Origin of the sequence: Bradyrhizobium jicamae, assembly GCF_018130695.1 — a bacterium.
Lineage (GTDB): Bacteria > Pseudomonadota > Alphaproteobacteria > Rhizobiales > Xanthobacteraceae > Bradyrhizobium > Bradyrhizobium jicamae_B.
The window spans coordinates 1-13,691 of the sequence record NZ_JAFCJX010000017.1 but is presented as its reverse complement, the minus strand read 5'-3'; the positions used below and the strand labels follow the sequence as shown (position 1 = coordinate 13,691).

At 58.9% G+C, this 13,691-nt stretch carries 10 protein-coding genes and 2 pseudogenes; 11 read left to right on the top strand and 1 reads right to left on the bottom strand.

Features of this window, described 5'->3' with window-relative positions; genetic code table 11:
* The first annotated feature begins 52 nt into the window (after positions 1-52).
* The 8 genes from JQ604_RS23990 (at position 53) to JQ604_RS23955 (ending at position 8,710) form a co-directional block, all read left to right on the top strand.
* Positions 53-856 (top strand): IclR family transcriptional regulator, encoded by an 804-nt coding sequence (locus tag JQ604_RS23990; protein WP_212362758.1) that lies wholly within the window; start codon positions 53-55, stop codon positions 854-856.
* 145 nt (positions 857-1,001) lie between these two features.
* A complete protein-coding gene (locus tag JQ604_RS23985) occupies positions 1,002-2,015 on the top strand; it encodes a TRAP transporter substrate-binding protein (protein WP_212362756.1) in 1,014 nt (337 codons plus the stop codon).
* A 65-nt stretch (positions 2,016-2,080) separates the two neighbouring features.
* On the top strand, positions 2,081-2,602 hold the full coding sequence (locus JQ604_RS23980) for a TRAP transporter small permease (protein ID WP_212362754.1): 522 nt from the start codon (positions 2,081-2,083) through the stop codon (positions 2,600-2,602).
* Positions 2,599-3,903 carry a TRAP transporter large permease gene (locus JQ604_RS23975; RefSeq protein WP_249158600.1) on the top strand — a complete coding sequence of 435 codons (1,305 nt, stop codon included), beginning with the start codon at positions 2,599-2,601 and terminating at the stop codon, positions 3,901-3,903. Before JQ604_RS23980 ends, JQ604_RS23975 begins: the two co-directional genes overlap by 4 nt.
* On the top strand, positions 3,896-4,867 hold the full coding sequence (locus tag JQ604_RS23970) for a D-2-hydroxyacid dehydrogenase (RefSeq protein WP_212362752.1): 972 nt from the start codon (positions 3,896-3,898) through the stop codon (positions 4,865-4,867). The genes JQ604_RS23975 and JQ604_RS23970 overlap by 8 nt, the downstream gene beginning before the upstream one ends.
* On the top strand, positions 4,864-6,054 hold the full coding sequence (locus JQ604_RS23965) for a M24 family metallopeptidase (RefSeq protein ID WP_212362749.1): 1,191 nt from the start codon (positions 4,864-4,866) through the stop codon (positions 6,052-6,054). Before JQ604_RS23970 ends, JQ604_RS23965 begins: the two co-directional genes overlap by 4 nt.
* Before the next feature lie 37 nt (positions 6,055-6,091).
* A complete protein-coding gene (locus JQ604_RS23960) occupies positions 6,092-6,649 on the top strand; it encodes a YbhB/YbcL family Raf kinase inhibitor-like protein (RefSeq protein WP_212362746.1) in 558 nt (185 codons plus the stop codon).
* Positions 6,650-8,074: 1,425 nt separating this feature from the next.
* On the top strand, positions 8,075-8,710 hold the full coding sequence (locus tag JQ604_RS23955; protein WP_212363027.1) for an alpha/beta fold hydrolase: 636 nt from the start codon (positions 8,075-8,077) through the stop codon (positions 8,708-8,710).
* Between the two features lie 18 nt (positions 8,711-8,728).
* On the opposite strand, the gene JQ604_RS23950 is transcribed toward JQ604_RS23955, so the two are convergent.
* Positions 8,729-8,929: a hypothetical protein gene (locus JQ604_RS23950; RefSeq protein WP_212362743.1), complete on the bottom strand. Its 201-nt coding sequence runs from the start codon at positions 8,927-8,929 to the stop codon at positions 8,729-8,731.
* A gap of 432 nt (positions 8,930-9,361) precedes the next feature.
* Here JQ604_RS23950 and JQ604_RS23945 point away from each other — a divergent pair.
* The 3 genes and pseudogenes from JQ604_RS23945 to JQ604_RS23930 all read left to right on the top strand — a co-directional run bounded on the left by JQ604_RS23945 (position 9,362) and on the right by JQ604_RS23930 (position 13,510).
* Positions 9,362-10,505: pseudogene (locus tag JQ604_RS23945) on the top strand (IS256 family transposase).
* 93 nt (positions 10,506-10,598) lie between these two features.
* Positions 10,599-10,987 (top strand): annotated as a pseudogene (locus tag JQ604_RS42175) (IclR family transcriptional regulator domain-containing protein).
* A 447-nt stretch (positions 10,988-11,434) separates the two neighbouring features.
* Entirely contained in the window at positions 11,435-13,510 is a 2,076-nt protein-coding gene (locus JQ604_RS23930; protein ID WP_212362741.1) for a methyl-accepting chemotaxis protein, read from the top strand.
* The last annotated feature ends 181 nt before the right edge of the window (positions 13,511-13,691 follow it).

Sequence of the window (13,691 nt, the reverse complement as noted above, 5' to 3'; positions counted from 1 at the left end):
GGAAAAATTCGCGAAGTTCGCCGATCATGCGGTCGGATCAGAAGGATAAGAGATGCGGAAAGCCACATCACGGGTGCTCAAGCCTCGCCCGTCCGAGACCCAGCCCGCCGAGGATCGTGGCGCCAACGGCATTCAGGTGCTTGCGCGGGCAGGGAGCATCCTGCGCGCTTTGGAAAGCCATCCCAACGGTTTGAGTCTCGGTCAGATCGCCAAATCGGTGAATCTCGCCCGCTCGACGGTGCAGCGCATCGTCGCAGCGTTGATGGCCGAAGACCTGGTCACGTCAACGGGGCCTGGTCAGGTTCGCATCGGCTTAGGATTTTTACGGATCGCCGCCTCCGTCGGAACCAGTTCGGCCGATATCATCCGTCCGCATCTCATTGGCCTCGGCGATGAGGTCGGCGAAACAGTCGATCTTTCGGTGCTGTCCGGCGGCTCCGCGGTCTTCGTGGATCAGGTGCCCGGCCGTCATCGGCTCACCGCGTTGTCGGCCGTCGGCGAGCGCTTTCCGCTGCACTGTACGGCGAATGGCAAGGCGATTCTTGCCTGCTTCTCACCAGAAGAAAGCACCGAGTTGATCGAGAAGAGTCTCACTGATCATCCAGACTATCCGCTCGCCAACCGCAAGCGCCTGATGGATGAGCTCAACGATATCAGGCGTACGCACCTTGCCTACGATCTGGAGGAGCACGGCACCGGCATCAGCGCCATCGGCACAGCCTTACTTGATCACTTCGGGCGCCCGGTCGCGGTATCAATTCCTGTCCCGACACAGCGTTTCCTCGAGAATCGGGATGGCTTTGCCGAGCGGCTCATTGGTTTCCGCCGGCGCGTCGAGGGAATTCTATCGCGCTGATCCAAGCTCAGCCTGTCAGGCTTGCATTGCGTCTCATGATGCAATACAGAAGGCCCATCACGCAGTACGGTTCTGAAAGGTCCGCAGAGGCCACCGCGCTGCATGGAGAGTGGACGACACTCTCTGCAAACCTGGAGGAAGCGCAATGATCACGCGTCGTTCAGCCCTGCTCGGGGCAACGTCGGGGCTTGTAGTCGGAGCATTCGGCACGAGGCGTGCGAGTGCAGAGCCGATCGCATTGAAGGTCTCTCACTATCTTCCACCCAATCACACCTTCCAGCGCGAGTTGCTGAAATGGGGCGATAGTCTCGCGCAGCAGTCGAACGGACAGCTGACGCTCAATATCTTCCCGGCATCGCAGCTCGGCCCGGTCAATCGCCAGTTCGACATGGTGCGCAATGGCGTCGCCGATATTGCCGTCGGATTGCATGGCGCGACCCCGGGTCGCTTCCATATGACGGATCTGGTGTCCTTGCCCTATGTGTCGCCAAAGGCGGGCAATAACAGCGCCGTCACCTCGCGCCGTTTGACGGAGTTGGCTCCGATCTATCTCGATGCCGAGCATGCCGGCATGAAGGTTCTCTGGATGGCGGTGACCAACCCTCTGCTGCTCCACACCAGCAAGCGGCAGATCACCAAGCTCGACGACTTCAAGGGCCTTCGCGTCCGTTACGCAGGGGAGCAGTTCGCGCAGATCATCCCGCTCCTCGGGGCCTCGCCGCTGGCAGTCCCGCCGGCCGAGACCGCGGACAGCCTTGCGAAGGGCATCGTTGACGCAGCGACTTTTCCCTATGAGGCCTGTCAGAGCTTCGATCTCGCTACTGTGTTGAAATATTCGCTTGAGCCTGGCGTAAGCACCGCGAGCTTCGCCGTTGCGATGAACCCGAACAAATTCAAATCGCTCCCCCCAGAATTGCAGCAACTCATCGAGAAGACGACGGGGCCGGCCATGGCCGAACAATTCGGCGCAGCCTTCGATGTGAGCGAAAAGGCCGGACGCGAATACATGCTCGCCAAGGGAATCCAGATATCGCAATTGCCGGACGCCGAGCTTGCCCGGGTCAAGGAGACCCTTGCACCCCTGCGTGAGCGGGCGCTCGCCGACCTCGCGAAGTCCGGCAAACCCGGAAACGATTTCCTGGAAGCATACACCAAATGACGACCGCCAAATCGCGGGGTGCGCCGAGCCCGGTCTGGCGAGCCTGAGTTCACGAGGAGATCCTCATGGTGGTTGTGCCGCTCGAACGTTTCTCGACGCGCCTGAAGAATGCTCAGGTGCGCCTCGCTATGGTCGCGCTCGTCATCATGATGTGCAGCACCTGTGTCGACGTTGCGCTTCGGTTTCTGTTCAACAGCCCGATTCACGGTGCCTACGATATTGTCGAGGCATGCCTTGTCGTCTTCGTATTTCACGGCATGTCGGCTAGTTTCTTCGCGCGCAAGAATATCGTGATCGACATCGTCGATTCCGTTGTCAGTCTTCGGATCGAGCGCGCGCTTATCCGGTTGTCCGATGTCGTTTCCATCGGCCTTTTGGCGCTGATCAGCTGGGCGATGATTTCTCCTGCGTTTCAGGCCTATGACTATGGGGACCGTAAGCTCGAGCTCGGACTCCAGATTTGGGTGCTCTGGGTCTTCGCAATTGTTGGACTGATCGGGACGCTGTTGTGCGCCCTTGGTCCTTTGTTTCGTCCTGTCTCTCCGCGGCGCGAGGCCCTTCGTGCTCGGGAAGGGGAGCCAGCATGAGCGTTCAATGGGTGGGCGCAATCGGCGTCCTTGCTCTCTTCGCCCTGCTGTTCTTGCGGACACCGGTATGGGCAGCGCTTATCGTCGTCGGTCTCGCCGGAAACACGATGATCAACGGCTGGTCGGCAGCCTTCGTCACTCTCGGAACGACACCGTTCGACGTTTCGAATTCCTATCCGTTGTCGGTCATCCCGCTATTCATCCTGATGGGGGACGTCGCCTCGAGCACGCGCCTGTCGGCCGATCTGTTCAATGCTGCGAGGGTACTGCTCTCCGGGGTAAGAGGTGGGCTTGCCGTCGCTGCCATCGGCGCCTCGGCTTGCTTCGGCGCGGTGTGCGGCTCCTCGATCGCAACTGCGGCCACGATGTCACGCATCGCTTTGCCCGAAATGCGCAAAGCCAACTACGACGACGGGCTCGCCGCAGGAGCGATCGCGGCTGGTGGTAGCATCGGCATCCTCGTACCACCCTCCATTATCCTGGTCATCTATGGTGCGATCGCAGAGCAATCGGTGCCAAAGCTGTTTGCGGCCGCATTGTTCCCGGCTCTGATTCTAACCGCGGCCTATGTCGTGCTGGCGCTGGCGACCGCAAGTCTCAATCCGAAACTCGCGCCCGTTGGCAAACCGTCGAGTTGGCGCGAACGCGCGGCCGCTTTGCGCCAGCCGTGGCAGTTCGTGCTGTTGTTCACCTTGACCATCGGAGGCATTTACGGCGGGATTTTCAGTCCCACGGAAGCTGCGGCGCTCGGTGCCTTCGGCGCGATCGCGCTCGGGATTTTGGGGCGCCGGCTGTCGATCGCCCAGCTCGTTGATGCAGTTGAGGGGGCCGTGATCACATCCTCGCTGCTCTTTGCCATCATCATCGGGGCGACCTATTTCGCAAATTTCGTCGTTCAAACACAGTTGCCTCAGTTGCTTGCCAGCACTGCGAAATCGCTGCATCTGCCTGGATTGGCTGTGATGTTCATCATCATCGTCGCCTATGTGGTGATCGGCTGCTTCCTGGAGGGTATCGGCATGGTGCTGATTACTGTTCCGGTGTTCCTGCCTCTGGTCGTGCAATACGGCTACGATCCGGTGTGGTTTTCGATCATCGTCGTGATCGTGGTTGAACTCGGCCTGATACACCCGCCTGTCGGTATGAACCTGTTCGTGATTCAGGCGCAGGTGCCGGACATCAAGCTCGGCAGCATTTATCGCGGCATTCTTCCGTTCTTGATCGCGCCCTTTGTATTGCTGGCGCTCTTGTTGATCTTCCCGCAGCTCGCTCTGTGGCTACCGAAGGTGCTTTATGGCTGAAGCCGGACTCGAAGTCGTCCTCATCACGGAAGATGTCTCTGGCTTGGCCGAGGGCATCGTACGGGCTTGCCCGACGGTGAGGCTTCACACCGGTAGCGTCGCCTCGGATGTCCTGGACCGAGCGGGGAAAGCGAATGTGGTGATTGGACTCGCACAGACGATCACGCCGGAACTGGTAGCAGCGACACCACAACTTCGCTGGATCCAGGCCCTGACGACCGGCATCGATCCCCTCTTGAAGCTCAGTCTTTCGAAAGAGGTGATCGTAACCTCCGCTCGCGGCGTGCACGGCCCCCAAATGTCCGAAATGGCGTTTATGCACATGCTGGCGTTAGCGCGGGATCTTCCTCGCATGATCGGCAACCAGCGCCATCAAAAGTGGGAGCGTTGGCCGCAGCGTTTGCTGCTTGGCAAGACCATGGTCGCGGTTGGCGTCGGCGCCATCAGCGAAGAACTTGCACGCCGGTGCAAGGCCTTCGGTATGCGGGTCATTGGAATCAGCGATGCTCGAACAACGGGAGAAGGTTTCGACGAAATTCGTAGCCGGCGAGAGCTTGTCGCGACGGCCGCCGAGGCAGACTTCCTCGTCGTAATGGCGGCCTACACGCCGCAAACACGTCACCTCATCAATACTGATGTGTTAGCTGCGTTGCCTTCGCGCGCATATGTGATCAATCTCGCGCGGGGGCCTGTTGTGGACGAAGCCGCGCTGATCGCCGGGCTCAAGGCTAGAAGCTTCGCTGGTGCCGGTCTTGACGTTTTCGATGTCGAGCCGCTATCGGTCGAAAGTCCATTGTGGAACCTCGACAACGTACTGATCACTCCGCATCTGGGCGGCATGAGCGACAGCTACAGTCAGCAGCTCCTGCCGCTGGTGGTTCACAATCTGCGTGCTTTTGCTGCGGGAGAAATTGATCAGATGCACAACCGAATTTCGATCGCAGCGACCGGAGCCGGAGCATGACCCAACACGAGCGAATCCCCGTCCGGATCAGCGATCAGGAGTTGGCCCGGCGCTGGAAGGCCCTGCGCGCGGCGATGAAGGCGGGCGACGTCGATGCAGTCGTCGTTCAGGCCACTAATGATTGGCTCGGCGGCAACGTGAAATGGCTAACGGATATTCCGGCCAACAACGGCTATCCAAGGACGGTACTGTTCTATGCCGACGACCTGATGACCGTGGTCGAAATGGGTGTCTTCGGTGGCCGGCGAACGCTTAAGGGTGAGGATCCGGTCCACCGAGGTGTTGGCACGATTCTGACGACGCCGTCCTTCCCGTCCATCGACTACACCGTTCGCTACGACGCCGATCTCGCGGTCGCGGATTTGCGCGCGCACGGTGTGCGTCGTCTCGGGATTGCCAACGGCACTGGTTTTCTCGCCGGTTTCAGCCAGGTGCTCCGAGATGGCCTCGGCAACATCGATGTGGTCAACCTCACAGAGGAGCTTGACGCCCTCAAGGCAGTCAAGAGTGCGGAGGAGCAGGGTCTGATCCGCCGCGCAGCCGCGCTTCAAGACGACGTTTTCGGCCATGTTTGCTCGGTGATCCGGCCCGGCTTGCGCGACATCGATGTCACCTCCGCAGCGCAAATGAAAGCCCAGCAGCTTGGCAGCGAGCAGGGAATCTTTCTAGGCGCGTCGGCCAGGGTTGGGATCCGTTCGCCTTTTATGGGGCGTCACTTTCAAGGCCGAACGCTGGCTGCGGGTGACCATCTTTCGTTGCTCATCGAGGTGAATGGTCCTGGGGGCTTCTTCTGCGAGATTGCCCGCACATTGGTGTTGGGAAAGGCGTCGTCCGAACTGCTCGAGGGCTTCGCAGCGGTGAAGGCGGCGCAGGACCACACACTCTCCCTGCTCAAGCCAGGAGCCAAGGCTCGCGACGTCGCAGCAGCCCACGACCAGTATATGACTGACCGAGGTCTTCCGCCGGAAATCCGCCTCTACGCTCACAGTCAGGGCTACGACATGGTGGAGCGGCCGCTCGTCCGTCACGATGAGCCGATGACCATTTCGGAAGGGATGCATCTGGCGGTCCACCCTGGCTACGAGACCGAATCCATCTTCGCGGTCATTTGCGACAATTACCTGATCGGCGCGGATGGGCCCGGACCATGTATTCACCGAACCGAGAAAAGGGTCTTCGAGCTCTAGGGCGACTGGCAATTTCGGAAAAGAGGAGGGCAATGTAATGAGATCGTTCGGATTGATTACTATTGTGGGTTGTCTGGCCTGGCTGGGATCGGCCTCCGCGCAAGAGGTGTTCCAGATCCATTCACCGGCTTTCGAAGACAATGGCATCTTGTTAAGCAAATTTGGAGGGAAGAATCCGAAGAATCCGAATTGCCTCGGAGACAACGTCTCGCCTCCGTTGAACTGGTCCGGTGTCCCAGCCGGCACGAAGAGCCTTGCGTTCCTGATGCACGACCAGCAGGGAATGGAGGGGGTCGGTGTCTCTCATTTCGTCGCTTACGGAATTCCGCTTTCAATGACCGGGCTTTCCGAAGGTGAGGCCAGTACCCCGTCTGGGAAATTCGTCGGCGGAAAGAACACACTGGGGACCACAGTCTATTTTGGGCCTTGCCCGCCTCCAGGATCCGGTCAGCACCACTACGTCATCACGCTGATCGCTACTGATCTTGAACCGGACTCTCTTCCTCCAGGGCTCACGCAGCTGGAATTGCTTCAGGCAATAAAGGGCCATGCCAAGGGAGCGGCGGGAATCGTTGGGCGGATGGGCATTCCTTAGCCGGCTCCGGTCGCGCCGGACTGCCCATTATGGTCCGTCCCGATGTCTGTCGGAGTTCCGTAAAATCGTTCTGTCACAAGCGCGGCGTCATGATCATCGATTACCGTTGGGCCGGCGTCGCCGCGAGGAAAACCGGGAATCGGTCGACTTGCCGGCTATTCGAGGGCGCGGCTCTGATTGCGCTTGTTATCTAGGGTTTGGTGGTCAATCGGCTTGCAAATTTGCAGGCGATTGATACTCGGTCGCTCATCCGTGCCATGACGGCTCTAAAGCCGGCCAATCGAGGATATAGTTCGTCTGAAGGAACTCGGCTCCGGCAGCATCTTCCACGCCACTTGCTCGACCCGTACCGCGACGGGGGATTGGTCGGGTTACGGTTCACTCGCGACGCGCGGCAACGGTCGGCTGGAGTTACCAACGGCATTGCATGCCCCTCCCGAGCGGTTGGCCACCTGGGCGGTGAACATTGACCTGTCTAGCGAGCAAGAAGCAGTACTTCAAACAGCGGCTAACTTCGAAGGCATCTACAGGTGCCGGATTGTGTCAAGCTGTCGCCTCGCCTCAAGCTTCTGCTCCAGCGAATCGAATAAAAAATCGTCGCGGGTTATGAAATTTGCCATATCGCCGAGCGGCGTCTCTCTATGGCGCGGTACGACGACCGACATATCTACGCCAAGCACGCTTACATTCATCTTGAATTGCAATTGCTTCGGGGATACTGACTGGTCCGTGCTCGCCCGGGATCACAAGAATCGGACATCGCATCCTGAGCGCCAGCATTGATCGAGGATGCGACGGGATTTGTTCGTTCTCTGGTTCGTAAAGCCCTGTGAGCCAGCCCGTGGCGGCTCGCATTCGCGTCGAACTCCAAATGCCGCCGTCGCAAACAGGCTGCAGCCAACCGGCGATCGCGGACGGCGAAGCTCGATACATGCGCGGCTGCCGTGCTCTCGCCATACGGCGATCCGATCGGCATCGACGTAGGTTCGATGAACCAGATTCGACCGCGGCCGCTTATGTCCCGCTGAGCTTTGCACCCGGCGAAGCCTACCAGTTCGACTGGAGTCACTAGGTGGTTCTGCTGAGCGGCACCACGGTGATGGTGAAGGCCGCCCATGTCCGGCTCTGTCACAGCCGCAGCCAGCATGGTCGGGGCCCCGACCCGTTCAGCAACATCGCCGGGAGCCCTCCAGCAACCGCGAAGTTGCTTTGGTCGATACGCTTCTGCGTGGGTCTAGGGTTCACATTGACATAAGGCACTTGTATATTCATCGGTATGCTGCCCATCGCTCCAGATTGGCGCATCCGCAAACAACTTCATCAAAGGCTATGTCCAAAAAGACAATTTTGTGTATTCATGGGCTCGGATCCTCAAAAGCCTCATTCTCGTCGCTTACGTAAACGTCGCTTGCTAGAAACAATCGCATCATTGCCGAAGACCTTGCCGGTTTCGGAGAACGCTGGGCCGACCCCGTGCACGACGATCCGATCACGAATGCAGCGGAGACATTGGCTTGCAAAGTAGAGAAGATCGGATGCCAAGATGTGATTCTGGCTGGTCATAGTCTCGGCGGAGCCGTTGCCTTACAAATTTCCAGGATTGTCTCAAATCAAGTATGGGGTATCGCCTCGATCGAGGGAAATCTGATCGCTGAAGATTGTGGAATGAGTCGACGTTTCGCTGCCGCGATGACCCCTGCGGAGTGCGCGGCCATAAAGAGCAAGGCGATTTACGAAGCTGAGCGCTCCGAGAATCCTGGCATCCGGGATTGGGCCAGAGATTTGTCAAATGTATCGCCAACGACCCTGCAGATGTATTCCAAGCAGCTCGTAGCTTTATCGGACAGCGGCGAATTGTTGAGGCAGTTTCGCGCGGAAAGATGCCGAAAAATCTACATGCACGGGGACGAATATGTCGGTCATCCTGTATTGGAATGCATCGGTTCGATCCATGTGGAGCATATCAAGGGTGCAGGTCACGTCAATTTCGTCGGCGATGCACCTCAGGCCTGTGCCCGGGCCCTGTCGCGGATTCTCTCGCAAGCCATCGCAGCAGAGTAACGTGAGACGGTAGCATGCTTACGAACCACCCGTCCTCCCCACTTCACCTGTGTTGATCCATCCGTGCAGGCGCAGCATGCTCTTGCCTTTGCGACGCAGGTACAGACCGGGGATTTGGGCGTCCTGGAAGCTCGGCGCCTGACCGAACCAGCCCAGTAGGTCAGCGCCGCCAGGCACGGAATGATAGATCGATGTCTGATTGCTCGCCATACCGATCATAGGAGTATCCGTGCTCGATAGCCGAAGCGCTGCTTCGAACGCTGAAGAGCGAGCTCTGAATCCCACTGAGTACTTCCGATCCAGCCATCGATCACCCTCTTGAAAGCTGCAACGCAACGTTGTTGGGCAGGATGCCGATGGCTCATCCGCCAGGTTTGGATTGTTTGCCGTCAAATGATCACGCGCCGCTGGAGCGTGTTGTGGTTCACGTAGGTACGCAGACATCCGCGGTAGCGCAGACTCGCTTACCTGTCCTATGATGGTCACGAGCGCGATGGTCGTGTCCCCAGTGATGGTGTAGCTCGGTAGAGCAAAGCCGCCCGGACGCGCGCCCCCGATAGCGCCGTAGCGGGCGAGCGGCTTTGCGGTGGTCACCGGCAGTTCTCCGGTAGGATCGGATTGCGACACACCAACGCAACCGAGGACCCAGCGATGACCGATGACATGATGAACCTGCGCACGGTCGCGGAGAAGACCCCTGATGCCGATCTGTTGCGCGAGATGATCGGCTTTGCCGCCCAGCGCCTGATGGAGCTGGAAATCGAAGGCCAGACCGGGGCCGCTTACGGCGAGAAGAGCGCGGAGCGTCTGGCCCAGCTCAACGGCTACCGCGACCGGACCTGGGAAAACCCGCGCCGGCACGGTCGAGCTGCGCATTCCCAAGCTGCGCAAGGGCTCGTACTTCCAAGGCTTCCTGCAGCCGCGCCGGATGGCCGAGAAGGCGCTCACGGCCGTGGTGCAGGAAACCTACGTCCAGGGCGTCTCGACCCGCTCGGTCGACGACCTGGTGCAAGCGATGGGCATGACGGGCATCTCCAAGAGCCAGGTCAGCCGGCGATTGGCCCTATCTGTGGATCGACGCCACCTACGTGAAGTACGTGAAGGTGCGCCGGAATGCGCGCATCGTCGCAGTCGGCGTCAACAGCGATGGCCGGCGCGAGGTTCTGGGCATGGACATCGGCCCATCCGAGGCCGAGACGTTCCGGACCGCGTTCCTGCGCAAGCTCGCCCGCCGCGGCCTGCGCGGCGTCAAGCTCGTCGCCTCCGACGCCCACGAGGGCATCAAGGCCACGGTGGCCAAGGTGCTCAACGCCAGCCGGCAGTGATGCCGCGTGCACTTCATGCGCAATGTGTTGGCCCATGCCGGCAAGAGCGGCCGTCGCGTGGTCTCCGCCTTCATCGCCACCGCCTTTGCCCAGGACGACGCTGAGGCCGCACGAGGCCACGAGGCCAACGGCGCAAGGTCGCCGACCAACTCCGCCCCAAGCTGCCCAAGCTCGCAGGCTTCCTCGACGAGGCCGAGACTGATGTGTTGGCCTACATGACGTTCCCGCCGCAGCACCGGACCAAGCTGCACTCGACCAACCCGATCGAACGTCTCAAGGGCGAGATCAAGCGGCGCACCGAGGTCGTCGGCATCCTCCCTAACGAGGACGCCATCGTCCGTCTCATCGGAGCGATCCTGCTTGAGCAGAACGACGAATGGACCGTCCAGCGTGCTCGCTACATGACGCTGGAAACCATCGCGCCGTTGAACGATGATCCAACTGTCAGCATCACGGCTATCGCCAGCTGACCGGCCCGGCCTTGCCGCAGAACGCGGTGACCCGCCGCCAGTTACACCACGCTACGGGACACGATCAACGCGCTGGTTTGAACCGTCAGGAAAATAAAATGCCTAGGGTCGCGTCGAGAACACCTTTCGGCGGTCGGAGAACGATTTCCGCTCCATTGTACGGCAAATGGTAAGGCCATCTTCTCGTCCAGCGAGAGCGCGAAGCTGATTGATAAGAGCTTAGCCAAGCATCCAACTTTTCCTGTAAAAAGCGGAAGACGACTGATCCAAGAACTTGAAACACTCGCAGCACGCATCTCGCGTACGATCTTGAAGAACATGGTCAAGGTATCAGTGCAATCGGCGTGGCAACCTATACGTTGGGCCGTCCAATAGTAGTATCGATACCGGTTCCCACTCCGCGCTTCCTTATGAAATGCAATTATCTAGCCGGCCAGCTTATCGAATTTCGTCGGCGCATGGAAGCCATTCTCTCGCACTGATCTCTGCCGCACGCGGTTCGAGGCAATCTCTCACCCGTATTTCGGAGCGGGCCTACGTCGCGCCCTCGGCGCGTGAAGCAGAAGCCTAAGATGGGACGCTCGTGACCTGATTGCTGCTTCTGTCCGGTTCAGTTCTGAAGCAATCAGATATGGTGGAATCCCTTTCAACGCGCTTTTCGACAGGATTTCGTCCTCTGCGGGAGTCCATTCTCTAGTTCCCTTCAATGATAAACCTCCAACGTGAAGGTTCGCCGGCACACTACTTGCCCAGGCGAACTGCTTTCGGACTGCAGTCTCTTTTGGCTAGCGATGGGCATCCCCTCATCTGAGGATTATCCGACATACACGGTACCGTATAGTTTTTTTGCCGCTAGACGGACGATTTTAAGTACCACTTAACCGGCCTTACTTAACTTCAACTGATCAAATCTGTGGGGGACTATCACAATGCGGATCGGTCGGCTATTTACCCTATCGATGCTTTCCGTGATGGCGTTGGCGATCACTCTCGCCGCCGAAGTTCTCATTCCGCAAGCACGGACGGTTTATGACAGATCGCAGGCGATCAAGGCTGTAGACGCCTTCAGCGCGGTCCTGGTATTTTCCCAACGAGTTTCCGGCCTCGGCCCGCCGTATATCATCCCGCTATTCCAAGAGGCTCCACCGACGGCCGCGCAACTCGAGGCAATCGCGAGGGCGGGGCGAGAAACCGACGTAGCGCTCAGTTCCGCACAAATGGCCGTCGACGGACTGAGCGAAAATGCGACGATCGTTGAGGGTATGAGACAAGCCGCCGCTGAGATTGTCGCCCTTCGCGCGGGGGCGGAAAGCGCTCTGTCTAGGCCGCTAAGCGAACGTGATCAAGCCGCGATACGTGGCTTCTCGGCGGGTATCTCCAAGGTGATAACTACCATCGAGCCGATCCTTAATAGTCTTCAGAACAGGATGACGACTGCCGATGCTTCGTTGACTGTACTCTTGAATGTCGCTCGTGTGGCGCAGGATCTTCGGCTTTCGGCCGGCGGCCGTGCCGCTAAGCTCTCACCTGCGATTAGTGCAAGGCGGCCGCTCACAGCCGCCGAATACTCGCAGATCGACCGCGCCCAGGGTCGCGTTGATGTAGATCGTGAACGCATCCAAGCTGACGTCGATCAACTTGGTCATCCGCCGCAACTGAGTGAGGTGCTCAAAAATGCAATTGACGCCTACTTCGTGCGCGCGGCCGCAGTCGTTGAAAACGAAATGCCGGCCGCTCGTACGGATGGATCGTATTCCATCAGTCCCAACCAACTGGCGGCCGCAATCGTCCCTGCGGTGCAGACCTTCTTTACCGTGCGCGATGCTGCGCTCTCGGAGGCCGCTAGGCGCGTCAGCGCGGCGCGCGATAGCGCAACGTTTATGTTTGCACTTGCAATAGCGGCCGTGATCGGCCTGCTCGGCGTAGTCGCCGGTGTGACTCTGATGTTGCGCAGGCGTATTGTTGGACCTTTGGGGATGCTCACCGATGTGATTGGTAAGCTCGCGGCAGGTCAGCACGAAATCAATGTTCCCGCGAGCGAGCGCTCCGATGAGATCGGTTTAATGGCGCGATCACTGCAGGCATTTAAAGCTGCCCTAATAGCCAAAAACGCGGCCGATCAAGCTGTAGCAATCGAAGCCAATGCAAAGATTGAACGCGGCCGGCGGCTCGACGATGTAACTCGCGACTTCGAAGCGGTTATCGGCGAGATCGTGGAAGTTGTGTCTTTGGCGTCGAGTGACCTAGAGGCTTCCGCAGGTACACTGACCTCGACTGCTGACCGTGCCGAACAATTAACATCCGAGGTTACCGCAGCATCGGAAGCGGCATCTGTCAACGTGCACTCAGTGGCTTTAGCAACGGAAAAGATGGCGTCTTCCGTTAGCGAGATCAGCCGTCAGGTTCAGGAAGCGGCTCGAATTGCCGGCGAAGCCGTGCATCAAGCACGCCATACCAACCAGCGTGTAAGTGCACTAGCAGGGGCGGCAAACAGGATCGGGGACGTCGTCGAACTAATCAACGCGATTGCAGGGCAGACAAATCTACTAGCGCTAAACGCCACTATCGAGGCTGCAAGGGCAGGCGATGCGGGCCGCGGTTTTGCGGTCGTAGCCGCCGAGGTTAAGGCGCTGGCTGAACAGACAAGCAAAGCAACGGGTAAGATCAGCGAGCAGATCAGCGACATCCAATCCGCGACTGAAGAATCGGTTGAAGCGATAATGGCAATCAGCGGTGTCATATCGCAAGTGTCTGAAATCGCATCTGCCGTAGCTTCAGCAATTGAAGAACAGGGTGTTGCGACCCAGGAGATATCTCGAAGCGTCCAGCAGGCTGCGCACGGGACGCAACAGGTCTCAACAAATATCTCTGACGTGCAGCGCGGCGCCGGTGAAACCGGCTCTGCGTCGGCACAAGTCCTTGCCGCGGCAACGTCCCTATCCCGTGAAAGTACCAGGCTTACCCAAGAGGTCGGCCGATTTCTACATTCAGTCCGGGCCGCATAATTGCATAGACCGACCATGAAATCTGGCTGAGCGTTGCGGCTTATCTAACTTGTTGTCGACGACACATTCCTTCTATTGCAATCGCACCGCAGTTCAGGTCGATCGTATCCATTCGGCGTAGGCCGCAGGGTTACCGCTTGAGCAGTCCAGGGTTCTCTTTGTAGAAGCTGATCAGCTCGAT

Bases quoted from the DNA above. Each gene is read 5' to 3' on its own strand.
- JQ604_RS23990 (WP_212362758.1), top strand. From the start codon at position 53: ATGCGGAAAGCCACATCACGGGTGCTCAAGCCTCGCCCGTCCGAGACC.
- JQ604_RS23985 (WP_212362756.1), top strand. From the start codon at position 1,002: ATGATCACGCGTCGTTCAGCCCTGCTCGGGGCAACGTCGGGGCTTGTA.
- JQ604_RS23980 (WP_212362754.1), top strand. From the start codon at position 2,081: ATGGTGGTTGTGCCGCTCGAACGTTTCTCGACGCGCCTGAAGAATGCT.
- JQ604_RS23975 (WP_249158600.1), top strand. From the start codon at position 2,599: ATGAGCGTTCAATGGGTGGGCGCAATCGGCGTCCTTGCTCTCTTCGCC.
- JQ604_RS23970 (WP_212362752.1), top strand. From the start codon at position 3,896: ATGGCTGAAGCCGGACTCGAAGTCGTCCTCATCACGGAAGATGTCTCT.
- JQ604_RS23965 (WP_212362749.1), top strand. From the start codon at position 4,864: ATGACCCAACACGAGCGAATCCCCGTCCGGATCAGCGATCAGGAGTTG.
- JQ604_RS23960 (WP_212362746.1), top strand. From the start codon at position 6,092: ATGAGATCGTTCGGATTGATTACTATTGTGGGTTGTCTGGCCTGGCTG.
- JQ604_RS23950 (WP_212362743.1), bottom strand. From the start codon at position 8,929: ATGATCGGTATGGCGAGCAATCAGACATCGATCTATCATTCCGTGCCT.
- JQ604_RS23930 (WP_212362741.1), top strand. From the start codon at position 11,435: ATGCGGATCGGTCGGCTATTTACCCTATCGATGCTTTCCGTGATGGCG.